17 protein-coding genes are annotated in these 22960 nt (G+C 52.7%); 8 read left to right on the top strand and 9 right to left on the bottom strand.

What is annotated here, in order from left to right:
- Nucleotides 1-94 precede the first annotated feature (94 nt).
- Genes B6A39_RS14560 through B6A39_RS14545 form a run of 4 tightly spaced genes read left to right on the top strand, consistent with a single transcriptional unit; the run spans nucleotide 95 to nucleotide 5401 of the window.
- Nucleotides 95-634 carry a molybdopterin-dependent oxidoreductase gene (locus B6A39_RS14560; RefSeq protein ID WP_083006848.1) on the top strand — a complete coding sequence of 180 codons (540 nt, stop codon included), beginning with the start codon at nucleotides 95-97 and terminating at the stop codon, nucleotides 632-634.
- Nucleotides 624-2876: an ATP-binding protein gene (locus tag B6A39_RS14555; protein WP_083006846.1), complete on the top strand. Its 2253-nt coding sequence runs from the start codon at nucleotides 624-626 to the stop codon at nucleotides 2874-2876. Before B6A39_RS14560 ends, B6A39_RS14555 begins: the two co-directional genes overlap by 11 nt.
- Nucleotides 2830-4017, top strand: a complete 1188-nt coding sequence (nosP, locus tag B6A39_RS14550) for a nitric oxide-sensing protein NosP (RefSeq protein ID WP_083006844.1) — start codon at nucleotides 2830-2832, stop codon at nucleotides 4015-4017. Before B6A39_RS14555 ends, nosP begins: the two co-directional genes overlap by 47 nt.
- Nucleotides 3989-5401, top strand: coding sequence for a hybrid sensor histidine kinase/response regulator (locus tag B6A39_RS14545; protein WP_083006843.1), 1413 nt, complete (start codon nucleotides 3989-3991; stop codon nucleotides 5399-5401). Before nosP ends, B6A39_RS14545 begins: the two co-directional genes overlap by 29 nt.
- A 14-nt stretch (nucleotides 5402-5415) precedes the next feature.
- On the opposite strand, the gene B6A39_RS14540 is transcribed toward B6A39_RS14545, so the two are convergent.
- Nucleotides 5416-6099: a response regulator gene (locus B6A39_RS14540; RefSeq protein WP_083006841.1), complete on the bottom strand. Its 684-nt coding sequence runs from the start codon at nucleotides 6097-6099 to the stop codon at nucleotides 5416-5418.
- Nucleotides 6100-6218: 119 nt separating this feature from the next.
- Between B6A39_RS14540 and exaC the strand changes: the two genes are divergently transcribed.
- Nucleotides 6219-7739 carry an acetaldehyde dehydrogenase ExaC gene (gene exaC, locus B6A39_RS14535; protein ID WP_083006839.1) on the top strand — a complete coding sequence of 507 codons (1521 nt, stop codon included), beginning with the start codon at nucleotides 6219-6221 and terminating at the stop codon, nucleotides 7737-7739.
- 121 nt (nucleotides 7740-7860) lie between these two features.
- A complete protein-coding gene (adhP, locus tag B6A39_RS14530; RefSeq protein WP_198036720.1) occupies nucleotides 7861-8889 on the top strand; it encodes an alcohol dehydrogenase AdhP in 1029 nt (342 codons plus the stop codon).
- A 48-nt stretch (nucleotides 8890-8937) separates the two neighbouring features.
- Here the strand turns inward: adhP and dauA are convergent, their stop codons facing one another.
- The 3 genes from dauA to B6A39_RS14515 form a co-directional block, all read right to left on the bottom strand.
- A complete protein-coding gene (dauA, locus tag B6A39_RS14525) occupies nucleotides 8938-10689 on the bottom strand; it encodes a C4-dicarboxylic acid transporter DauA (RefSeq protein WP_083006837.1) in 1752 nt (583 codons plus the stop codon).
- 199 nt (nucleotides 10690-10888) lie between these two features.
- Entirely contained in the window at nucleotides 10889-12937 is a 2049-nt protein-coding gene (gene betT, locus B6A39_RS14520) for a choline BCCT transporter BetT (protein WP_083006835.1), read from the bottom strand.
- Between the two features lie 204 nt (nucleotides 12938-13141).
- Nucleotides 13142-13570: a hypothetical protein gene (locus B6A39_RS14515; RefSeq protein WP_332308452.1), complete on the bottom strand. Its 429-nt coding sequence runs from the start codon at nucleotides 13568-13570 to the stop codon at nucleotides 13142-13144.
- A 226-nt stretch (nucleotides 13571-13796) separates the two neighbouring features.
- Between B6A39_RS14515 and B6A39_RS14510 the strand changes: the two genes are divergently transcribed.
- On the top strand, nucleotides 13797-14729 hold the full coding sequence (locus B6A39_RS14510) for an alpha/beta hydrolase (protein WP_083006834.1): 933 nt from the start codon (nucleotides 13797-13799) through the stop codon (nucleotides 14727-14729).
- A 6-nt stretch (nucleotides 14730-14735) separates the two neighbouring features.
- Here the strand turns inward: B6A39_RS14510 and B6A39_RS14505 are convergent, their stop codons facing one another.
- Genes B6A39_RS14505 through B6A39_RS14490 form a run of 4 tightly spaced genes read right to left on the bottom strand, consistent with a single transcriptional unit; the run spans nucleotide 14736 to nucleotide 21193 of the window.
- The gene (locus B6A39_RS14505) at nucleotides 14736-15455 is read right to left on the bottom strand and encodes a response regulator (protein WP_083006832.1); all 720 of its coding nucleotides are present in this window, start codon (nucleotides 15453-15455) and stop codon (nucleotides 14736-14738) included.
- Nucleotides 15456-15471: 16 nt separating this feature from the next.
- On the bottom strand, nucleotides 15472-16896 hold the full coding sequence (locus B6A39_RS14500) for an ATP-binding protein (protein ID WP_083006830.1): 1425 nt from the start codon (nucleotides 16894-16896) through the stop codon (nucleotides 15472-15474).
- On the bottom strand, nucleotides 16896-19994 hold the full coding sequence (locus B6A39_RS14495) for an efflux RND transporter permease subunit (protein ID WP_083006828.1): 3099 nt from the start codon (nucleotides 19992-19994) through the stop codon (nucleotides 16896-16898). Before B6A39_RS14495 ends, B6A39_RS14500 begins: the two co-directional genes overlap by 1 nt.
- A complete protein-coding gene (locus B6A39_RS14490; RefSeq protein WP_083006827.1) occupies nucleotides 19991-21193 on the bottom strand; it encodes an efflux RND transporter periplasmic adaptor subunit in 1203 nt (400 codons plus the stop codon). The genes B6A39_RS14495 and B6A39_RS14490 overlap by 4 nt, the downstream gene beginning before the upstream one ends.
- Before the next feature lie 218 nt (nucleotides 21194-21411).
- Here B6A39_RS14490 and B6A39_RS14485 point away from each other — a divergent pair, with 218 nt between their 5' ends.
- A complete protein-coding gene (locus tag B6A39_RS14485; RefSeq protein WP_083006825.1) occupies nucleotides 21412-22020 on the top strand; it encodes a TetR/AcrR family transcriptional regulator in 609 nt (202 codons plus the stop codon).
- Here the strand turns inward: B6A39_RS14485 and B6A39_RS14480 are convergent.
- Nucleotides 22017-22820 (bottom strand): helix-turn-helix domain-containing protein, encoded by an 804-nt coding sequence (locus B6A39_RS14480; protein WP_083006824.1) that lies wholly within the window; start codon nucleotides 22818-22820, stop codon nucleotides 22017-22019. The genes B6A39_RS14485 and B6A39_RS14480 overlap by 4 nt on opposite strands.
- Nucleotides 22821-22960: the final 140 nt, after the last annotated feature.

Raw genomic sequence — 22960 nt, 5'->3', positions numbered from 1 at the left:
CCTACCTGTCTTGGTCGTTGGCAGAAACGGTCTTATTTTCAAGATATTGCGTCGTGAGGTAAACGTTGTGAAAGCGTTTTTACTGGGATTTACTATGCTGATGCTCAGCATTCCCGTGGCGGGTCTTGAGCGGAAAGAGGCTTCCCTAGAGGTGCTCGAAGGGCCTGTTATTCTCACAATTAGCGGAGACATAACACATTTCAACGCTGCCCAGGAGATGCACTTTGATCGTGGTATGTTACAAGCCTTACCGCAGCACTCCTTTGAAACGGGCACGCCGTGGACAGAGGGCAGTAGTACCTACAGCGGGCCGCTAATGCGCACGTTATTAGAGTACGTTGGCCTGCCTGGTTCTGAAGATCATTCTGGAAATAGCCCTAGAAATAGCGATGAAAAAAGCTCTGCAAATAGCGTTTATGTCTCTGCTTTAAACGGGTACGAAGCAGAAATTCCGATCAGTGACTTTTATGAGTACGATGTGATACTAGCACTAGAGCGGAACGGGCAAAGCATTCCTATTCGTGAGTACGGCCCTTTGTGGGTGCTCTATCCTTTCAGCCAAGATGAGACTCTTTTGAGTGAAAAAATGCGTTTTAGAGCTGTTTGGCAAGTCATGCAGATAAATGTCCGTTAGTCAGTCTATTTCCCGGGCGCCTCGCTTGCTGCGTTATCCACGTCGCTTGAAAGTGGTTGCCATGATTACCGTCCTGTTGTTTGCGGCAGCTCTGGTAGTGGCAGCGTTAGCGGCTTGGCGTCAGGATAATCTGACGCAGAGTTTGAGAGAAGATACGGCTTGGGTAGTCTATAAACTTGATCGCGACGCGATTCAGCTATTTAACCACCTGCTTGCATCCACTCGTGGACCACTTTCACCTTCCAGTCAAGATGAACTAAATCTACGTTTCGAACTGCTTTATAGCCGAATGACGCTGTTACAAGAGGGCGAAGTGAGCCTGCTGTTAGACAATATCAGTATGGCAAAAGCGTTGTTAGATCAAATTCAGCAGCAGCTAGACACGTTAGACCCAATGTTTGAACCTCATGCTTCTCTACCCCAGTTGCCAATTGCTGAGCTAGAGACAGAGCTACTTGCGCTCACCCGACTTACAGAGCGATTTGTTATCGCTATTAATGGTTATTTAGCGCAGTCTGCTACTGAAGAGCGTGCTCTACTTAGTGTTTTATATAAACTTTTAATGTCGCTACTAGTGGGAATGAGCTTTGCGGTACTACTGGTAATTGTGTTTCTCGTGCGTGAAATGCGAGAAAGTGCCGCTGCTCGGCGTGAGCAGGAGCAACTGAGCCGCCAACTTGAAGTCACTGCCACACAGGCGCAAGCTGCGAATCACGCTAAGTCTGACTTTTTAGCGATGGTTAGCCATGAAATTCGCACGCCACTTAACGGCGTGATTGGTATGAGTGAGTTGTTGCGTGAACCCTCCAGTCTTGCACAAGTAGAAGACTATGCCCGTACGATTCATGACAGTGCTAATCAGCTACTGGCGATGATCAATGAGATTTTGGATTTTTCCAAGATCGAAGCGGGGCATCTAACACTTGAAACCTCGCCGACCGCCCTTAAACCATTAGTCGACAGCGTCATATCGCTTTTTGAGCCTCGTGCTAAGGCAAAAGGCCTAAAGTTAACCTTATATATTGACCCTTTAGTGCCAGCATGGGTGATGATCGATGCCAGCCGATTGCGTCAGATTTTGCTTAACCTTATCGCTAACGCCATTAAATTTACTGACTATGGTGAAGTCGATATACGTATTTATTCCACAGTAAAGTGGCTGTCATTTGAAGTTCGTGATACCGGCTGTGGTTTAAGTGAGGAGCAACAGGCATCGTTGTTTGAGCCATTTCAGCAAGCTGACGAGTCTGTTGCGCGCAGATTCGGTGGTACTGGACTAGGTTTGGCAATTTGTAAACGCTTAAGCGAGGCCATGCAAGGGCGATTAGGGGTTCGTAGCATTCCTGGGCAAGGCAGCACATTTTGGTTTGAGTTGCCCCTTGTAGAAGCCAGCCCCGTCACCACAACGTTGCCGCCTGAACCGATGCTGGATTTTGCAGGCACCTCCTTACTGCTTGTGGAAGATAATGCCGTCAATCGTAAAGTCGCCACTGGGTTGCTGTCGCGCCTTGGGTGCGATGTTGTCTGTGCTGAGAATGGCCAAGATGCCCTTGATATGGTGCAGACTCAGCAAGTGCACCTCATCTTTATGGATATCCAACTACCGGATATCGATGGCATTACTGTGACCAAAAAGCTTCGTTCTCAAGGCGGTTGGCTGGCGAATGTGCCGATTGTGGCCATGACGGCTGGCGGCGTAGAAGATGTTCGTCAGCGCTGTCTAGCAGCAGGAATGAACGATTACATTACCAAACCACTATCACTACTTTCCCTTAGCAATGTGCTGTCACTGCAGTTATTTACGGTTTCACGCCCATATGCCTTGTCATCGTTGCCTTTAGATCAAGTGCAGCATGAATTACAGCCACTGCTTAACCGTGCAACGCTAGAGTCTCTGGTTATGTCGTTGGGGGCTGAAAGTATCGATCAGCTGATCATGCTTTATCACCAGCAAGTGAGTGATTACTCTGCACAGTTAGCTGCTTACCTAAGGAATGCGGCATTGCTGTCAGAGGAGCAAGCCAAGCAAGTGGCGCGCTTAGCACACCAGCTGCGCGGCGAATCGCTCGGTGTTGGGGCAGAGCGTTTGGCTGCTGAGGCTAAACGGCTTGAAATAATCGCCAGTAATAGCGCATCTTCACCGCAAGATTTTACTGAGTCCATGAACCTACTGAGACAAACCGCTTCGCGAACGCATGCAGCGTTGGAGAAATGGCGCCGTGACGATAGCACCGAAGAATAGCGGTATTCAGACCGCTGCCAGTAACCAGCTAAATCCTTGCCAAGCTGCCGATGAACTGGCTCAACAGCTTGGTCATGAACACTTAGGGTTTGTGCTATTTTTTTGCAGTGCTGAGTATCCGTTAGCGGAACTAGCAACGGCCCTTGGCGGTGCGTTTGATAAGGTGCCGATGAGTGGCTGTACGACGGCAGGCGAGATTACACCGCAAGGCTATGATCGAGGCTCTGTGGTTGCGATAGGTTTTGATAAACGCGTGTTTGCGATTGAAACCGCGCTGGTAGACGATCTTGAACACTTTGATCTTAGCCATGCACAACCGCTCGTCGACACCTTGCTGGAGCGCTGTCGACAGCAGGCGGTTGCACCAGTGAACGAGCATAGCTTCGCACTCACCTTGTTAGATGGTTTGTCCAGCCGTGAAGAACAGGTATTAGCAACCTTAGACGCTGCTCTTGGCCGTATTCCCAGTTTTGGCGGCTCAGCCGGTGATGATAATCATCTTACCCACACTCATGTTTATGCAAATGGGCGTTTTCATACCCGCGCCGCCGTGGTGGTAATGCTTAACACGCGGCTCCCGTTTGAGGTATTTTCCACCCATCACCTTGAACCGCTTGCCCATAAATTGGTGGTAACAGAAGCTGACCGGGAGCAGCGCCGAGTGCTAGAACTCAACGGGTTGCCTGCTGCTGATGTTTATGCAGCGTTAGTCGGTTGTTCAGTTGATGCGCTATCGCCATCCATTTTTGCCCAGCACCCGTTGGCAGTTTATATCGGTGGTCAACATTATATTCGTTCAATACAACGCGTAAATGAAGATGCTAGCCTAACGTTTTACTGTGCGGTAGAAACAGGCATTGTGCTCACCGCGATGCGGCCTGCGCCGTTACTTTTAGATCTAGAGGTGATGCTACAGCGCGTGCAACAGCGCCTGGGTGCAACACCTTCGATTATAGGCTGTGATTGTTTCTTAAGGCGTATGGCGCTTGAGTCTTTGCAGCAGCTTGATCAGGCGTCAGCGCTGCTTCGCCAAGCACGAGTGGTGGGATTTAATACCTATGGCGAACATCATCATGGCATGCACGTAAATCAAACTTTCACGGGGGTGGCTTTTGGCGCTCTTCCAACTAGCGGCGGATAGCGATACTGCGGCAGATAATGCCACGCTGAGCGAGGAAAACCGCCGTTTGCGTAAGGTTTGCCAAGCGCTAATGGAGCGTGTGGAGTCCGGCGCAAGCCCTAATAGCGCTCCCTATGCAGCGTTTGAGCGCTCGGTGCTGCTAGCAGAGCAAGTACGCGAACGTACCGATGCACTTCACCGCACATTAGATGAACTTAGCCAAGTAAATGCTCGACTGCTGGCGGCGAATGCCGAAGCGGAGGCGGCCAACCTTTCTAAAACGAAATTTTTAGCGGCGGTTAGTCATGACCTGCTTCAGCCTTTAAACGCCGCCCGATTATTCGCCAGTGCCTTAGAAACGCATGCGCTCCCCGAGGCCTCCCAAGCTTTAGTGGGGCATATAGGACGTTCGTTAAAAGATGTCGAAGGCCTTTTAGGTACATTGGTGGATATTTCCCGCCTGGATGCGGGCGTGCTTCATGCGGATAAAGCACCGTTTGCGGTAAGAACACTGCTAGACGCCTTGGCCGAAGAGTATCGGCAAGTAGCCGCCGTGCGTGGGCTGACGCTTCACTATGTGCCGTCGAGTGTGGTGGTCGAATCTGACCTAGCGCTGCTGGCGCGTGTTGTGCGCAACTTTCTCAGTAATGCCGTGCGCTACACTGAACATGGTCACTTATTGCTTGGCTGTCGACGACGTGCCAACGGTCTTGAAGTTATGGTGGGCGATACTGGGCCGGGTATACCAGAGCCACAGCGCCAGGCAATTTTTCTAGAATTTCGCCGCGCCAACCAGTCCCAGAGCAGCCACAGCCGAGGGCTTGGGTTGGGGCTGGCGATCGTAGATCGCATCAGCACTATGTTAGAGCACCCTGTGTCGCTTACTTCACAGCTTGGGCGTGGCTCGCTTTTTTCTGTTCTGGTCCCTTTTTCTGTGTCAGAAACTAATGCAGCCCCAAGCGCGGGAGCATTGCCCGTTGCGTATGCTCAAAAAGCGTTGCCTGGAACTGATCGTTGGCAACACGATCCACTACAAGGCTGTGTCATATGGGTGATTGATGATGATCCCGCGATTATAGATGGGATGCAGGCGTTGCTTGGCAGTTGGGGGTGTCGGGTGAGGGCAGCCGCTACGGTGAGTGCGCTGGAAGCAGCGAGTGACGGTGAGCGCCCGGCTGTACTGTTGGTGGATTACCATCTTGGTGATCACCGCGAAAATGGGATCGATCTGGCTGCAAGACTGCGTCGACGCTACCCAGGGTTAGCCACCGTAGTCATCACTGCCAACCATGAGGCGTCCTTGAAGCGGGCCACCCGGGAAGCAGGTATGCACTGTTTGTTAAAACCGCTTAAGCCTCTTCGCTTAAAGATGCTACTGGGAACGCTCTTAGATAATCCCGCTTAACGGGAAGTCGGCGGCTAGGTGGAAGAGGTTCGTTTGGCAAGATAAGCGCCTAGTTCTTCTTCACCTGCGATGACAATGGCATGCACTCTACTTGTTGCACCTAGCTTGCGTAAAATAGCCGAGACATGCGTTTTAACCGTAGTTTCAGCGATGAGTAGTTCTCGTGCGATTTGTTTGTTGGACATCCCCTGTGCCATGCAACCCAATACATCTAACTGCTTGTCGGTTAAGCGTATTAGCCGTTCGCGAGACACCTCCGACGAAGGCGTCAACGCTGATGACTCCATACGCGGGGGCGGCTGGCGCATGATATCTGCAGGCAGATAAAGTTGCCCCTGAAGAATTTGGTTGAGCGCTGCTAACAGCTGCTCTCGGGGGGTTGATTTCGGAATATAGCCCACGGCACCTTGGGTAATGGCGTCTAACACCAACTGGCGCTCCTGATGTGCCGAGACAATGGCGACGGGAAGCCATGGGAATCTTTCTCGAAGTATTGTCAGCCCTTCTAGTCCATCGGCATCGGGCAGGCTTAAATCGAGCAACAGCAGATCAAGCTCATCGTGGGTGCCTATCGTGTGAATAGCCGCCGCCAAACTGTCCGACTCCAACAGTCGAGTATCTGTTAAACCAGCGCTAATTACCGCATGTAGTGCATCGCGAAACAGCGGATGGTCATCTGCCACTAGCAACGAGTACATTGCGTCTCCTACCAAGGGATGAGGGTGCGTCCTGCCATCGGGCTATATCGTAAATGGCGCGTGTAGCCAACACTGGGTAGGCACCTTATTTAATAATCATAATACTCAGGAGCTTTACCATGATCTACGCCAACCCGGGTGATGCTGGTTCCGTTGTTTCCTTTGAAAAACGCTTTGGCAACTATATCGGCGGTGAGTTTGTTCCCCCGGTCAACGGCCAGTACTTTGACAATATCAGTCCTGTTAACGGCCAAGTATTCTGCGAAATTCCCCGCTCCAGCGCTGAAGACATTGAGAAAGCGCTGGATGCAGCTCACAAAGCAGCGCCTGCCTGGGGTAAAACCTCCGTTCAAGAGCGCAGTAACATCCTACTTAAGATTGCCGACCGCCTCGAGCAAAACCTTGAAATGCTTGCTGTCGCAGAAACGTGGGATAACGGAAAAGCGGTTCGTGAAACCCTGAATGCTGATATTCCGCTTGCTGTTGACCACTTCCGTTACTTTGCTGGCTGCCTGCGTTCACAGGAAGGTACGGCTGCGGATATCGATGCCAACACCGTGGCTTACCACTTCCATGAGCCGCTGGGCGTTGTTGGTCAAATTATTCCCTGGAACTTCCCAATTCTAATGGCTGCTTGGAAACTTGGCCCAGCCCTTGCCGCGGGTAACTGCGTCATACTGAAGCCAGCTGAGCAAACACCAGCCTCGATATTGAAAGTTATGGAGGTTATTGGCGACTTACTGCCACCGGGCGTTTTGAACGTCGTTAATGGGTTTGGCGCAGAAGCAGGCCAAGCACTCGCCACTAGCAAGCGTATTGCCAAAATTGCCTTTACTGGTTCGACACCGGTTGGTTCGCACATTCTTAAATGTGCCGCAGAAAATATTATCCCCTCGACAGTGGAGCTGGGTGGTAAATCGCCCAATATCTATTTCGCTGACATCATGAACGCAGAGCCGACGTTTATTGATAAAACCGTCGAAGGCTTAGTGCTAGCATTCTTCAACCAAGGCGAAGTATGTACCTGTCCTTCTCGTGCGTTGATTCAAGAGAGCATGTACGACGAGTTCATGGCCAAGGTGGTTGAGCGGACTAAAACAATCAAGCGCGGTAACCCGCTGGATACCGACGTTCAAGTAGGTGCTCAGGCGTCACAAGAGCAGTTCGATAAAATCATGTCGTACATGGATATCGCGCGTGACGAAGGCGCTGAGTTCCTTGCTGGCGGTGATAAAGAGAGTCTGGATGACAGCATCAATGGCGGTTACTACATCCAGCCGACGCTGCTTAAAGGCAATAATAAGATGCGTGTCTTCCAGGAGGAGATTTTTGGTCCTGTGGTTGCTGTTACCACCTTCAAAGATGAAGAAGAAGCGCTCGCCATTGCCAACGATACAGAGTTCGGCCTGGGTGCAGGCGTATGGAGCCGTGACATCAACGTCGCCTTCCGTATGGGTCGTGGCATTCAAGCAGGTCGCGTATGGACTAACTGCTATCACCAGTACCCCGCCCATGCTGCGTTTGGCGGTTATAAGAAATCAGGTGTAGGACGCGAAACCCATAAAGTGGCGCTTGAGCACTATCAGCAAACTAAGAACTTGCTAGTGAGTTACGATATTAACCCGCTAGGTTTCTTCTAATACGCTATTCTGCAGTGATATCGCCCGGCCGCTGCCGGGCGTTTTGCTACTCCCCTGACGCTTACTGTAACGATAAGAGCAATCACAAGTTGCCACATCGAAAACCATCAGGAGTCGCATCATGGATAACACAATGCGGGCGGCAGTCGTACGTGAGTTCGGCCAGCCACTAACGATAGAAGAAGTAAGCGTGCCTCGTCCCAAGCGGGGTGAGGTGCTGATGAAGGTGGCGGCCTCTGGCGTTTGCCACACTGATTTACATGCAGCACACGGCGATTGGCCGGTTAAACCGTCACCCCCCTTTATTCCAGGCCATGAGGGGGTAGGCCATATCGTGGCTGTGGGTGACGGCGTCTCCCATGTGAAAGAGGGTGATCGTATCGGCGTGCCATGGCTGTACTCAGCCTGTGGTTATTGTGAACATTGTTTAGGCGGCTGGGAAACCCTGTGTGAATCTCAGCAAAATACCGGTTATTCGGTCAACGGTGGGTTTGCCGACTATACCTTGGCGGATGCAGGCTATGTGGGACGTCTGCCGGACGCCGTTGATTTCATCGAAATAGCTCCGGTTTTGTGTGCCGGAGTAACGGTTTATAAAGGCTTGAAAATGACCGACACTCGCCCCGGCCAGTGGGTGGTTATTTCAGGCGTCGGCGGCCTGGGGCACATGGCGGTGCAGTACGCGAAAGCGATGGGGCTGAACGTCGCGGCTGTTGATATTGACGACGGTAAATTAGCCCTAGCCGAACGGCTAGGTGCCACTGTGACGGTTAACGCGATGAAAACCGACCCGGCAGCGTATCTGAAGAAAACCATTGGGGGTGCCCATGGGGCGTTGGTCACAGCGGTATCGCCGAAGGCGTTTGATCAAGCGCAAAACATGCTGCGTCGTGGTGGTACATTGGTGCTAAATGGCTTGCCGCCGGGTGACTTCCCGCTGCCGATTTTCAGCACGGTGCTTAACGGTATTACCATTCGTGGCTCTATCGTGGGGACACGCAGTGATCTTCAAGAGGCACTGGATTTCGCCGCTGAAGGCAAAGTTAAAGCGACCGTGGCGACCGACACGTTGGACAATATCAACGACGTCTTCCAACGTATGATCGACGGCAAGATAGAAGGCCGTATTGTGTTGGATATGGCGAGTTGAGTGATCAAGAGGGGGGAGAAAATAGCTCCCCCTTTTATTCCCTGCCGTCTATTCAATACCCACTGAATCTTTCTTTTTCAACCAGCGTTGTGCCATACGCTCGGCGTGGGCAAGATTGCTCACGACCGCTAATTTACCCACTTCACGCTTAATGCCCGCGCGTTTAATTTTGAGTGCCAGGCGCGGCTGCAGCCCAACAAACATGACTCCCACCCCTTGTTCGCTCAACTCACGACGCAACGTATCTAACGCCACCATGGCCGTGGTATCCAGACTGGGAACTTCGCGCATATCCAGGACGATAATTCTCACACTGTTATCAATTACTCGTAGCGTGGCAATCGCCTTTTCTGCGGCGCCGAAAAATAGTGGGCCGTGAATTTTGTAAAGGGCGACTTCCGGCGGGAAGTGCGCGTCTTTATCGGGTGTGTCTAAGCGTTGAGTATGGGTCAACTGTGCCATGCGGCGAATAAACAACGCAGCGGCCAAGCCAATACCAACAGCCACCGCAATCACCATGTCAAAAAGTACCGTTAGCCCAAAGCAAATTACCAGCACCCACACATCGCTAGCGGGGGCACTTTTCAGCGTATGCACAAAATGTCGTGCTTCGCTCATATTCCAGGCGATTATAAATAGTAACGCCGCCAGCGCCGCCATAGGCACATGTCCCAGTACGCCTGCCAGCGCCACCACTGCGAGTAGCACCACCAGCGAATGCACTACTGCGGCGATAGGTGAGAAGGCGCCGCTTTTGATGTTGGTTGCCGTGCGGGCAAGTGCTGCTGTGGCGGTAATACCGCCAAAGAAGGGCACGATTAAGTTGCCCAGCCCCTGACCAATCAGTTCCGCATTAGGGTCATGTCGAGTACGGGTTAGGCCATCTGCCACGACGGCACAGAGCAGTGATTCAATTGCTGCTAGTAAAGCAATGGCCAGCGCTGGGCCAAGTAGCGCTTGGATTAGCGCGAAGTTAATCTCAAGTGGTATGCCGTCAGCACCAGGAAAGTGCCAGGGAGCAGCAACGCTAGGTGCAAAAGGGGGAATGCCGCTACCGCTTTCACCTTGGAACTCCCAGCTAAACCGTGAGGCGATCGTATCAACTTCAACACCACTCATTACTAGTAGTGCGGCAGCTAGGGTACCTATCGCCAAGCCAACTAGTGGCGCAGGTATCGGGGTATTCAATCTGGGCCAGATTAACAGCGTTGCCAAGGTAACAACCCCCACGCTGATTTCTGCGAGGGAAAGAGTCGGTAGCGCTTGGCCAATCAGTGCCAGGTTATGCAGGGAGCTATCCCCTAGCTCTACTCCGGTCAAGCCAAGAAAGTCAGGTAGTTGTAGGAGCGCAATGACTACCCCGATGCCCGCCGTAAAACCGAGGATAACCGGGTAAGGCACGTACTGAATCAGACTGCCTAACCGAGAAAGCCCAAGTGCGACTAAGATAGCGCCCGCCATCAGTGTGGCGATCAGCAGTCCGCCCAGACCGTGGTTGGCGACAATAGGAAATAGAATCACCACAAAGGCGGCGGTGGGGCCGGAAATGTTAAAACGCGAGCCACCCGTCAAAGCGATCACTGCGCCCGCGACAATCGCAGTGTAAAGGCCGTGTTGGGGCGGCACGCCAGTGGCAATCGCCAATGCCATCGAAAGTGGGACGGCGACCACACCAATCGTTAGCCCCGCCATGACATCACGCTTCAATTTGGCAAGCGTGTACCCCTCGCGCCAAGCGCTAAGTAGAGCACTACCTGGCACTGGAAAGGTGTACCCCGAAGGTCGATGAGCACGGGCCATCAGGCAAGTCTCCTAAGAAAGTGGAAAAACAAGCAAGTGGGAAAACAAGCAAGTGGGAAAACAAAGTTTTACGTTACGCCTGCCCAGTGATTCTCACAATATGGCGTTAGTTGTGAGAAGCGTCACAATGGCGTTTTTCGGGCATAAAAAATCCCAGCAGGTAGGCTGGGATTTCTCTTTTACTTAAAGTTTGCTGCCATTACATTTGGGAATCTTCCGGCGGTTCGCCGATGGTGCCTGGCATTGCTTGCACATGGCCCATCTGTTGGCCTGCCAGAGTAAGGAAGTGTAGATGGCGTTCGTACTCAGCCACGAGATCACCAATCACTTGACCACGGGTATAGCCGTTCAGGTCTTTATCTTGACCGCCTTCAGCTAAGTACACGTCCAAGCGGACATAGAAGTCATCATCCGCAGGTATAAAGCTGGGTGTACGCATACGGTGCGGACATACTTGATAGACAAAGCTAGTGGCATCGCCCAGGTCAACCTGCAGCGTCAGATTGGGAAGCGATTCGCCATCAAGATGCTCTTCGGTAACGTTGGCGGTTTGACCACGGCTTTCAAGTTCTTGGGCAAATTGCGTCATCGCTGGGCGAATAGAGTGCTGAATGGTTGCCGCGGCACCCGCACGGTTAGAGGTATCCAGCGCACGATCCAAACGCTCGCGCCAGTCACCGCCGGGCGCGCCACCGGCAATCATGCGGCGTGCGTCCGCCTTGCTGCCTTCAAGCTTCAGAGCTTTATACATCCCCACCATGACTGCGAAAATCACCAATGAGAAAGGCAGGGCGGTAATTACCACGGCACTTTGCAGAGCGTTTAAGCCGCCAGCCATTAACAGGGCGATGGTGATCAAGCCAATCACCGCCGACCAGAAAATACGCAGACGGATCGGAGCATCGTGGTTAACGTCACTCAAAATAGAAGTGAAGTTGGCCAGTACCAGCGCACCGGAGTCCGCAGAGGTAATAAAGAATACAATCCCTAGTACCGTTACTACGGCTGCAGTAAGGCCTGCGTAGGGGTAATACTCAAGCAGTGTATAAAGCGTGGTTTGCGGAGTGTTGAGTGCCTGCTCACCTAGCTCGGCCACACCTTGGTTGGCCACCAGCTCAATGCCGCTGTTACCGAATACTGACATCCATACCATCATAAAGGCCAGCGGAATAAATAACGCTCCAGCGACAAATTCGCGGATGGTACGGCCGCGTGAAATACGTGCCAAGAAAAGGCCGACAAACGGTGTCCAGGCAATCCACCAGCCCCAAAAAAAGATTGTCCACCACATTTTCCACTCTTGGGCGCCTTCATCGGCAAACGCGTAGGTATCAAAGCTGGCACCTACAAACCCTGAAAGGTAGTCACCGGCGTTATTGACCATTTTATCTAGCAGGACCAGGGTATCGCCTGAAAAGAGCACAAATAGCATCAGTGCTAGCGCGAGCAGCATATTGAACTCAGAAAGACGGCGAATGCCTTTCTCAACGCCAGTCACCACAGAAATGGTGGCCAACACCACGACCAGGACGATCAAAATCACCTGCACGGTGAGGGTTTCAGGCACACCGAACATGTAGGTGAGGCCATAATTGAGCTGCATCACCCCAATGCCCAGGCTAGTGGCGATACCGAATACAGTGGAGACAACAGCGGTAATGTCTACGGCGTTACCGATTGGTCCGTGGATACGCTTGCCTAAAATTGGATAAAGAGCGCTACGGATCGCCAGTGGCAAGCGATGGCGGTAACTAAAGTAGGCCAGCGCCATACCCATCAACACGTACAGCCCCCAGCCGGAAAGCCCCCAGTGCAGATAGGTTTGAACGACGGCCTGACGCATGGCTTCTTGGCTTTCAGGCGCTAAATCAGGTGGTGCCAGATAGTGGGCGACCGGTTCAGCAACGCTGAAAAACAGCAGATCAATACCGATACCTGCAGCAAACAGCATGGCTGACCACGATAGCAGCGAAAACTCAGGCCGCGAGTGATCTGGGCCAAGGCGAATGCTGCCAAAGCGCGACATACCAATAATCACCACAAATACCAGATAAGCCACAATCGCCAGCATGTAGTACCAGCCGAATGTTTTACTTACCCAGGCAAGCCCAGCATCGAAGAAAGCGCCGGCCTGTTCGGTAAACAGCATGGTAAGAACCAAGAAAAGAAGAATGCCCGCCACACTCCCGTGGAAAACCACGGGATTGAGGCGGTCGCGTGAGGGGAGGTTGGGGTTGTCTTTCGCCATGGAGGCGGACTCCTGTTGTTAAGACAAGAATTAAAAACAGCGTTATTTTTGAATGAACGTTCAAATAAAATACGCGGTTTAAATGCTCACTTCAAGTCGTCGGGGCGCTTTCAGACTCGCGAATGGAGCGCTTTTCAGGAGTATAGAAACAAAAATGCCCGGCTAAGCCGGGCGTTGGAGCAGGGTTTGACGTTTAATAAACGCTTACTCTGCCGCACTTTCCTCTACAGGTTCGCTGTGGTGTCCACGACGCTCATGATCGCGCTTGCCATGAGCGCCTTCACCCTGGCGACGCTCGTCATGCTTTTCGGCATGCATCTCGTGCATGGCATCGCGCAGCGCTTGTTGCTCTTCTTCGGTTAGGATCTCGGCCACCTTGGCCTGGTGCTCTTCACGCAGCGACAGCATGGCATCACGATGTTCAGCGTGTGCTTCGTTTAAGGCAGTTTGTTGCTCTTCACTTAAACCGGCGCGCTGATAAACATCTTGGCGGTGCTCTTCCATGCGTTCCTGCATCGCTTCGCGGTCAATACCCGCACTGTTGTGATGACCAGCATTGGCGCTGAAGGCTAAAGGCATCAGGGCAACGGCAAGTAGTGCAGGCGCAAATAATTGGCGTAATGTCATGTTCATAGCAAACCTCAACACATTTTAAAAAGTGGCAATTTATCGATGTCAGTATCTAATGGCTTGGTGTAAAACGTTTGCACAAAGTGTGCAACAACCGTGACCTTATCTTAGCTTATAAGGTCACAATCGCTTGGGCGGGGGCTCGCTGTATTTAAGAACTGGACTTAAGAGCTGGATTTAAGACCTGTGATTAAAAACTGTATTGAGGGGGCGTATTGAGGAATTTTACATGCTGGATTTACGTATTATGCGTCGATACCTGGGCGTAAGCGCGTTGACTCTCTTAATGAGTGGCTGCGGTGCAACGCATCAAGCCAGTCAGGGTCTACCTGCCATTGAACAAGGGATGCTGAACACTCCACAGACCTTTACTCGACTACCCTCCCAACGTTATACACCTGATGGTTGGGCGCAAACATTGAGCGCCCAGGTACTATTGCCGAACACATCAGACGCAGAGCGCCGACCAGCTGCACTCATTGTGCATGGCGGTGGCTGGCGCAACCGTGGACCTGACGATATGGAGGCGATTGCTGAGCAGTTAGCAGAGCAGGGTTATGTGACAGTGAATATTGAGCACCGCTTTGCTCCCGAGTACCGATTCCCTGAACAGCTACATGATTTGCAACAGGCGATGAGCTGGATTCACAGTAACGCTGAGCGTTGGCAAGTGGATACTGACCGCATCGTGGGTGTTGGCTTTTCTTCTGGCGCACATTTGATAAGCCTGCTTGCCTTGGCTGGCAATGAAGGCCCGCTTGGCGATCCTTATGGTGGCGAGCATACAAAGCTAGCAGCGGTGTTGGTCGGCGGTCTACCCAGTGACCTGCTGAAGTTTGATGATGGCCGATTGGTGGTCGACTTTATTGGTGGCACCCGCGCCGAAAAACCAGAGGCCTATGCGCTGGCTTCACCTGCGCGACAAATCACCCCTCAGGCACCACCGTTTTTTCTGTTTCATGGCAGTTGGGATCAGCTAGTGCCCATTGATCACGCAACCGACTTCTATCAAGCACTCCAGGCCCAGGGCACTGAAAGCGAGCTCTACTTACAGCGTGGCTATGGGCATTTTGCCAGCTTTCTACTCCGTGGTAGCGCTATTGACGCGGGAATCGCCTTTTTGAATCGTCAAGTTCAGCCACCGACAGTAGAGGGCAAATAGACGGGTTTATCCTTCTGGCTGATATTTGTAACCAACCCCGTAAACGGAGCGAATAATCTCTAGTTCGGGGAGTGCTTCATGGATTTTTTTGCGTAGCTTCTTAATGTGGCTATCCACGGTACGCTCCGAGACAATGCGGTTATCTCGGTACATGTGATCCATTAACTGCTCGCGACTAAAGATACGTCCTGGGGACTGCATCATGACGCGCAGCAGTTGGAATTCTACGGCGGTGAGGCCAAGGTCGTTCCCATTGGCAAGCGCCTGCCAGCCCTCTTCATCGAGTGTCACCGGTGCTTGTGGGGTGGCACCGGAAGCGTCATCGACTTGCGCTGCGGCTTGGCTACGGCGTAATACAGCTTTTACGCGGGCAACCACTTCGCGGGGGCTAAAGGGTTTGCAAACATAGTCGTCTGCCCCTAGCTCCAAGCCCAGTAAACGATCAACTTCCTCGACTTTCGCGGTCACCATAATAATAGGCAAGTTAGGCCAGTGTTGACGGATTTCTCGACACAGCGTTAGTCCATCCTTACCAGGAAGCATCACATCCAGCAGTACTAATGCAGGGACGTGCTGGGTTAGCCAGGGCATAACGTCGTTGCCGTTGGCAATGATCGACGGAGAAAAATTATTGTTTTCCAGGTAGTCCGCCATTAAGCGGGCAATTTTAGGCTCGTCCTCAACAATGAGCAGTGAGGCGTCTTGGGGTGAACTATTCTCAGACATAGTCAGCTCGCTTAGATTAGGAGGCAATAAATAACGGAAAGCGCAGCGTCCATTTCAGGCCGCCTAGCGCAGAAACACCAGGTGAGAGTGTTCCGCCATGGGCATTCACTAACGCGCTAGCAATAGAGAGCCCAAGCCCGCTGCCGCCACTTGCGCGGTTACGTGAGCCTTCTACGCGGTATAAGCGTTCAGTTAAGCGTGAAAGCTCGCTTTCGGGCACGCCTGGGGAGCTGTCTTCCCAAATAATCACAGCATGATTAGCCTCGCAGGTTAATGAAACCCGTAGCTCTCCTGGTGCTTGGGTATAGGCGCAGCTGTTATCCAGCAGGTTATTCCAAAGTTGACGTAGGCGCTGTGCATCCCCTTGTATCATGATATCGGGGATAAACTGGCTTGATAGTGTCAGACCGCTCTCCTCTAGCCAACGGTCGGCATCGGATAAACGACCTTTTAAGCTTTCGCTGAGATTCATCGGCGCTAGCTGAATATCTAATGCGCCTGCATCACTTTGAGAAAGCAGCCTCAAGTCAGTGACTAACCGTTCCAGTTGAGCTACTTCTTGAGCCAGTGAGCTAAGATTTTCCTGGTTTAGTGGGCGAATCCCATCTTGCATCGCTTCGATTTCGCCACGCAGCACTGCCAATGGGGTACGTAGCTCATGCGCTGTGTCTGATACCCATCGTGCTCTGGCATCACGGCTAGCTTCTAAAGTGGCCGCCAATACGTTGAAGTCACGTGCCAAACTGGAAAGCTCATCCCGGCCGCGTTCTGGTAACCGAGTGTGATAATCACCTTCGGTTAAGCGCAGCGTTGCGCCCGCCAATGCTCGGGTGCGTCGGCCTAGCCACCAGGAAAGCCCTCCTGCCAGTAACAGCGATGCTAACCCAAGAGAAACAACAATAAGCACTAAATTGCGCTGCTGGCGCTCTAGAAAGCGGCTTTCCATGCGCTCCATCATATCTTGTGGAGGGCGAAATCCTAGTTCTCCAATCGCCTCATTGTTTCCGCTTGAGGTCACGTCGCTATAAAGGGTAAGCCATCGCCAACCGTTTGAGCCGCGTGCAGTTTCAACAGGCGGGACGACGAAGTCGCCATCGTTATTGCGTAAAGCGAAGTCCTGAGTCTCGCCGAGAGGGGAAGGGCGGTCACGGTGTTCCTGGCCAAGCTCAAAGCGCACAATATAGGGCCAGCGTTCTGGCGATTGCTCCAACCACTCCCAACTGCCCTGGGTTTCCCAGCGAGTAATTAGCCCATCCGCCAGCAGCATAGCGCGCCGCTCTTGGGCTTGGTTTAGATAGTCTAAAAAGCCGCGATCAATGCTGTAAGTCACTGCTAAAAAGACGCTCGCTGCAATGGCGACGTTGACGCTTAAAATAGCTACAAAAAGCTTTAGGCCCAGTTGAGAGGGGCGCCACTGCCGTAGCGAAGCGAGCAATTTCATTAGCTGACTCCCTCATGGCTTGGTTGGGGTGGCTTGCTGAGTCGTTCACGCAGGTTTTCTAACCCTAGGTAGAGACAGGGCACTACCAGTAACAAGATAACCGTGGCGAATAGCATGCCAAACCCTAGCGAAATGGCCATGGGAATCATAAAGCGCGCTTGGCGAGAGGTTTCTAGAATCATTGGTGCCAAGCCTAAAAACGTGGTGAGTGTGGTCATCATAATTGGCCGTAGGCGGCGGGTCGCTGCAGCGACGATCGCTTCGCGGGCATCCATGCCCTCACGACGCTTACGGTTAGCATAGTCAATCAGTACCAGAGCATCGTTAATGACCACGCCGGAGAGTGCCAGCATACCGAGTAGGCTGATAATCGATAGTCCGAACCCCATTAGCATATGGCCTGCTACGGCCCCGACAATACCAAACGGAATAGCCGCCAATACCAGAAGTGGCTGAAAGTAACTACGGAAAGGAATCGCCAACAACGCATACAGCGCGGCCAGCATTAGCCACATGGCGTTGCGAAGCGTGGCTAAATTGTCGGCGGTATCTTGCTGCCGACCGCCCATGCTCACTTCAAGCCCTGCCCAGGTATTGCTAAGAGTGGGGAAAACATCTTCCTGCAGCGTGGCGAGCACTTGATTGATCGCTTGGTCTCCTTCTGAGTCAGCGGTAACCGTAATGATTCGCCGACCATCAATGCGTTGAAGACTGCTAGAAGCTTGGCTTAACGTAATATCTGCCACGCGTGCTAACGGGACGCTAAGGCCGTCAGGTGTCTGAATTGGTAACCGATAAAGCTCATTGAGGCTGTCACGATCTTGCTCTGGCAGGCGGACCTCAACGCTGACTTCTCGACGGCCAATAAACTGCTCTATGGCAGTGGCGCCTTGTAGCGGGCCGCGTAGCGCCTGGGCTAGGTCGTTCCCTGTTAGCCCTAACGCGCGCCCTTCGGCAGATAGGCGCATTTCAAGCTGCGGTTTGCCGTCTCCCAGTCCGCTATCGATATCGGTTAATCCATATTCGGCCAGTTGTTCAGCCAGCTGCGCAGCGGCCGCTTCTAACACTTGGGTGTTTGGGTGCGATAAACGTAAGCTCAGTGCTGCACCGCTACCAGGGCCCCCGAAGTCTGACTCAAAGCGCACTGATTGCGCGCCGACCAAGTCGCCCGTTAAATCACGCCACTCCTGGGCAATTCGAGAAGGAGGCCAGGCATCTAAACTTTCTCTGGCGATATCAAGACGCACTTGCAAGCTTTCACCATCCAGACGGCTACGGGTACTGCTAAAGCTAAGGGTTGCTTCGCGTTGGCTAAGTTGCTCGGCGGCATTCAACAATTGCTGGCTCAGTTCGCGACTAACGCTAATGTTGCTGCCAATGGGCAGGGTAACGCTGGCTTGAACTTGGTCCGATTCCACCCTGGGCATAAGTGAAAAGCCAAGCCTACCGCTCATAGCCCAGGCAAGCGTGACACATAACAAGGCGACGGCTAGTGATACCGTCAGCAAGCGTTGAGTAAGCGCGCGCTGTAAAAACGGTTCAAACTGCTGGTAAGTAAAGTGATGCAAGCCCTTTTGCATACGTAGACGAACAGCTTCTATAGGGCGTTGCCATACGGGTGTTTTGCGGGGTTTGCTGGCGTGGGCGAGGTGGGCGGGCAGTATAAACAAAGCTTCTACCAGGGAAATAATAAATACCGTGGTAACGACCACGGGAACGGTAGCAAAAATAAGCCCTAAAAAGCCGGGTAAAAACAGTAGCGGCAGAAATGCAACAATATTAGACAGAATAGCAAAGGTAAGCGGTGTGGCGATTTCTTGAGCACCTTTCACCGCGGCATCGCGTAGTGAATAGCCCTGTTCCCGATAGCTGTAAATATTTTCACCGACCATAATGGCATCGTCCACGACGATGCCAAGGGCGATAATAAAGGCGAACATCGACATCATATTGAGCGAGACGCCAATCCAAGGCAGAAATAGCATTGCGCCCAAGAAAGCGGTAGGTATACCCAGCGTTACCCAAAAGGCCAGTCGTGCCTCAAGAAACAGTGCCATAAGAATTAGCACCAGTGCCAAGCCCATCCAGGCGTTTTTTAGTAGCAGGTTTAGGCGGTCTTCATAGATTTCTGAGCTGTCTCTGGAAACATCCAGGCGTACCCCGGTGGGCAGGTTAGCGCGCAGTCGCTCCAGCTCTCCATAGACGGCTTGGGAAATACTGGTCGGCGTTTGATCACCAATTTGATAGATATCTACCGATAAGCCCTGCTCGCCGTTGTAGAACTCCTCGCGATCGGTTTCAGCAAACCCTTCTCTTACGCGAGCAATATCGCCCAGTACAACGGGGGAGCCTTGGGCGGTGGTGAGAATGGGGAGCACGGAAAACTCGTCCGCATTGTTGCGGCGTCCTTGATAGCGAATCAACCACTCGCCTTCGGCGGTAGTGAGCTGGCCACTGGCGAGGTCGAGCGCTTCTTCAGCAATTCTGCTGGCAAGCTGTTGATGGTCTAACCCAAAGCGCTCAATGGCCTCTTCATCCAAAAGCACCTGGATTTCACGTTCCCGGTTGCCGGAGAGTTCTGCTCGGGAAATACCGCTAGTAGCCTGTAGTTCTGCGCGTACATCCTCAGCGGCGTCATGGAGTGTGGCTAAGCTAACTGAGCCATACACTTGTAGGCTCACCACGCTGCGAGAGCGGCCAGCTAGGGTAAAGCGCGGTGGATCCGCTGCGTTAGGCAAGGTCGTGATAGCATTCACGGCTTGCTGGATATCCTGATAGGCCCGCATCACATCAACACCGTCGATCAGCGTGGCGCTGACCACGCCGCTACCTTCACCAGCGCTGGCGGTTAATTCATCGATGCCTTCCACGTCAGCGATGGCAGCTTCAACCGGTAGCAGCAAACTTTGCTCAACATCTTCCGGCGTGGCGCCAGGATAGCTGATGCTAACTTGGATGATTTCCGTTTCAAATTCTGGGAAGACCTCTTTCTTGATGGCCAGGGATGCCATTAAACCGCCGACGATAAACAGCACCATCATCAGGTTAGGGGCAACGCCATGGTCGACCATCCAGGCGAGCGGGCCACGGCGAATCATGGGCTTTCCTCGTCACTGGCTGGGGTGTCTCCCCGCTGGCGAATACGGACTTGTTGGCCTTCGCGAGGTTGAGCCAAGCCAGCAATAACCACGCGTTGTCCGGGTACTAAACCGCTGCGTACTAGCGCCGTTTCCTGCCCGCGATAGGCCAGGGTGACTTGGGTGTTGCGTAAGCGATCTTCATCATCTACCCACCATACCTGCTCGCCGGGACGCAATGCTGCAGAGGGCAGGGCGATGAGCGGCTCCTGAGTTGTGCTATGAAAGGCAACACGCAGCACATCGCCTAGGCGCAGCGCAGGGCCATCTTGCTCTAGCGACAGCGGGTCATTCACGGCGATCAACAGCTGTGCCTGTAAGCCGTTCTCTTCAAGGTTTGGCAGAATAGAAACTAACTTGCCTTCTCGGCTTGCACCTTCTGGCCAGCCTTGGCTGGTAAGCGTGACGCGGCTGCCCGGCGTTAGCCAACTCAAAATATCCCCCGGCAACGAAGCGCGAACCCAAAACTGCTCAACACCAACTAGGCTGAGTACTTCAGTACCCTGGCTTAATAGGGTCCCTGCGCCAACCAAGCGGTCTTGTACCATCGCTCGCCAAGGGGCAGCTAGCGTGGCACGCTCAAGATTAAGCGCTGCTTGGTCTCGCACCACGCGTGCTTGCGTTAGTTGAGCTTGAGCTTGGCGTAGCTGGGGTTCACGTAGCACCAGTGCACGGCGCTCAGCACTGAGTTGTCGGCCAAAAGATTCATACTCACTTCGGGCGCGCTGTTGCTCCGCTTGTTCTAGCGCTAACTGCGCCTGAGCGTTGGCCAACTGCGCTTCAGCATCTTCGAGAATTAGGCGTAAATCAGCTTGATCGATATAAGCAACAGGCGCTCCTTTTTCGACGACCTGACCTGGGAGGACCCCCTCTCCAAAGCGCTCTAGCTGACCAGCAACCCGGCTGGCAAGCATAGTGGATTTCTCAGCTTCTACTCGGCCAAAGCCGTTAAGCATAGGCGCTTGAAGGTGCTCTTCAGCTGTCATGATATCCACTAAGGGGGGGGCGGCGGGCGGTGGCGGCCGTCGCTCAACGCGGGGTGGTTGGCTGATAATCCACCAAGCCAAGGCTAAACCGCCAACGAAGACCAGTAGCGCTGCCAAGGCACCGAAACCGATACGGCCTTGTTGAGAGGGTGCGTAAGAGGGGGAGGAGGTCATTACCGCGCGGCATCCGTTGGCTAAGGGCGAAAATTCCAGAGAAAATGGCGTATGATGCTAGCATCACCGATACGCAAGCAATGATTAGGTAAGCAATGTGCAAATAGCGTGCAACCCATTAAGCATCGCTGCAGCGTGCTGTCTAACCGCTGACGGGTCTAACAATACCTGTCATTATTATTTTGCAAAGCACTAAATTCACTGGTTAATGTGACGTCATGAAAAACACCGCCACTCGCGATAAGTTAATTGAAACCGGTGCCGAGCTGATTGCCCAGCAGGGCTACAATGCGACGGGCATTAATGCCGTCTTAAAAACCTGTGGTGTGCCTAAAGGATCGTTTTACCACTACTTTTCCAGTAAAGAAGATTTTGGGCTGGCGGTGATAGAGCGCTTTGCCAGCGAATACGATGAAAGCCTGGCAACACTGCTTGAAGATGTCTCCTTGCCACCGTTAGAGCGCCTACGGCGTTACTTCGCCACAGGGCGTGAGCATATGTTGGACTGCGACCACACCACGGGCTGTTTGATTGGTAACTTGGGCCAGGAGCTTTCGGGTCAAAGCGATACTTTCCGTGATGCCCTTAATCTAGTGTTCCAGCGCTGGGAGCAACGTTTTGTTATCTGTCTGGAAGAGGCGCAAAATCAGAAGGATATCGATAAGGCGATTGTTCCAGAAGCCCTTGCTAGTTTTATATTGTCGGGGTGGGAAGGCGCTATATTGCGCGCTAAAACGCTTAAGTCAGTAGCGCCCATGGAGCACTTTGAGTCGATTTTATTTGCCCATGTGCTGACACCATCGGCGTCCTGTGAAGCAAGCCGCTAGTGACGAGCGCGAAAATGGTGCTCCCCACTAGCCACATCATTGCACACGGCTGCCAGCAGCGATTCATCTAGCGACGGGTCGTCCAGTGATAGCAGGCCGCACTGAGCCAACGCAGACCGCAAACTTATCTGTTCATCTAAGCGCTGGTAGACCACTCGCACACAACAGGGCATACGCTCACTGTTATCAGCAACCCCCATTTTCAATCCGGTTAAGCGTGTGACTTGGCTTTGGAAGCTGGGAAACAGAATAGTTTGGGTAATTTCATGGCCATTGAGTGTCTCGTGGTCCACTAAAAAGAGCCGGTCTGCAAGTTTAACGGCGGTTCCTACGTAACGGTTATGACAGGGCCGCCTTCCCAGAGCGACTTGCATACGTTCGGTGCGCTGGTAAACCACACCTCCTTCTCTGGCTTCTAGGCACACCAATGTGCGCATCAAATGACCAGGGCGCGACATTGAGTGGTAAAGCTCGAAGTAGCGACCTAGATAACGCTCCATACCTTCGCTACCCCGCTGAATCAACGCATTAGGCCAGGGCAGTGTGTTCGGTGAAGTATCCGCATTGAGTTGTCCGGTTTGCACCAGCGCACGGAAATCGTGGTGGGGCAGAGCGATATCTTCTGGCGTTACGCCAAAAAAGTGACAAATACGCTGCAGCGCGGCATGGCTTGGATAATAGCGTCCGCTGAGGTAGCGGTTGAATTGAGCACGGTTAATGGTTAAGCGGCGGCAAACGTCCGCAATAGACGGATAGTAGCTGCACAGCAAGCGTAAGTTAGCCACAAAATCATCATGCATAGGGGCGGTTTCAACGTTCTCAGTAGGCGTCGGTGCGGCTAATGTGACGCTTTGGGCCAGTCAGTGCAATGCTTCCCAAGACGAAGCGGGTGAAAAACTGGATAATGGGCAGCAATCCGCCTACCGGCTTATGCTGTTAA

This window comes from Halomonas sp. GT, from assembly GCF_002082565.1.
Lineage (GTDB): Bacteria > Pseudomonadota > Gammaproteobacteria > Pseudomonadales > Halomonadaceae > Vreelandella.
The sequence above is the reverse complement of the archived record's forward strand: the minus strand, read 5'-3'. Positions and strand labels throughout refer to the sequence as shown.

Coding starts and splice junctions, on each gene's coding strand:
- B6A39_RS14560 (WP_083006848.1), top strand. CDS start 95: ATGCTGATGCTCAGCATTCCCGTGGCGGGTCTTGAGCGGAAAGAGGCT.
- B6A39_RS14555 (WP_083006846.1), top strand. CDS start 624: ATGTCCGTTAGTCAGTCTATTTCCCGGGCGCCTCGCTTGCTGCGTTAT.
- nosP (WP_083006844.1), top strand. CDS start 2,830: ATGCAGCGTTGGAGAAATGGCGCCGTGACGATAGCACCGAAGAATAGC.
- B6A39_RS14540 (WP_083006841.1), bottom strand. CDS start 6,099: ATGTACTCGTTGCTAGTGGCAGATGACCATCCGCTGTTTCGCGATGCA.
- exaC (WP_083006839.1), top strand. CDS start 6,219: ATGATCTACGCCAACCCGGGTGATGCTGGTTCCGTTGTTTCCTTTGAA.
- adhP (WP_198036720.1), top strand. CDS start 7,861: ATGGATAACACAATGCGGGCGGCAGTCGTACGTGAGTTCGGCCAGCCA.
- dauA (WP_083006837.1), bottom strand. CDS start 10,689: ATGGCCCGTGCTCATCGACCTTCGGGGTACACCTTTCCAGTGCCAGGT.
- betT (WP_083006835.1), bottom strand. CDS start 12,937: ATGGCGAAAGACAACCCCAACCTCCCCTCACGCGACCGCCTCAATCCC.
- B6A39_RS14515 (WP_332308452.1), bottom strand. CDS start 13,570: ATGAACATGACATTACGCCAATTATTTGCGCCTGCACTACTTGCCGTT.
- B6A39_RS14510 (WP_083006834.1), top strand. CDS start 13,797: ATGCTGGATTTACGTATTATGCGTCGATACCTGGGCGTAAGCGCGTTG.
- B6A39_RS14505 (WP_083006832.1), bottom strand. CDS start 15,455: ATGTCTGAGAATAGTTCACCCCAAGACGCCTCACTGCTCATTGTTGAG.
- B6A39_RS14500 (WP_083006830.1), bottom strand. CDS start 16,896: ATGAAATTGCTCGCTTCGCTACGGCAGTGGCGCCCCTCTCAACTGGGC.
- B6A39_RS14495 (WP_083006828.1), bottom strand. CDS start 19,994: ATGATTCGCCGTGGCCCGCTCGCCTGGATGGTCGACCATGGCGTTGCC.
- B6A39_RS14490 (WP_083006827.1), bottom strand. CDS start 21,193: ATGACCTCCTCCCCCTCTTACGCACCCTCTCAACAAGGCCGTATCGGT.
- B6A39_RS14485 (WP_083006825.1), top strand. CDS start 21,412: ATGAAAAACACCGCCACTCGCGATAAGTTAATTGAAACCGGTGCCGAG.
- B6A39_RS14480 (WP_083006824.1), bottom strand. CDS start 22,820: ATGCATGATGATTTTGTGGCTAACTTACGCTTGCTGTGCAGCTACTAT.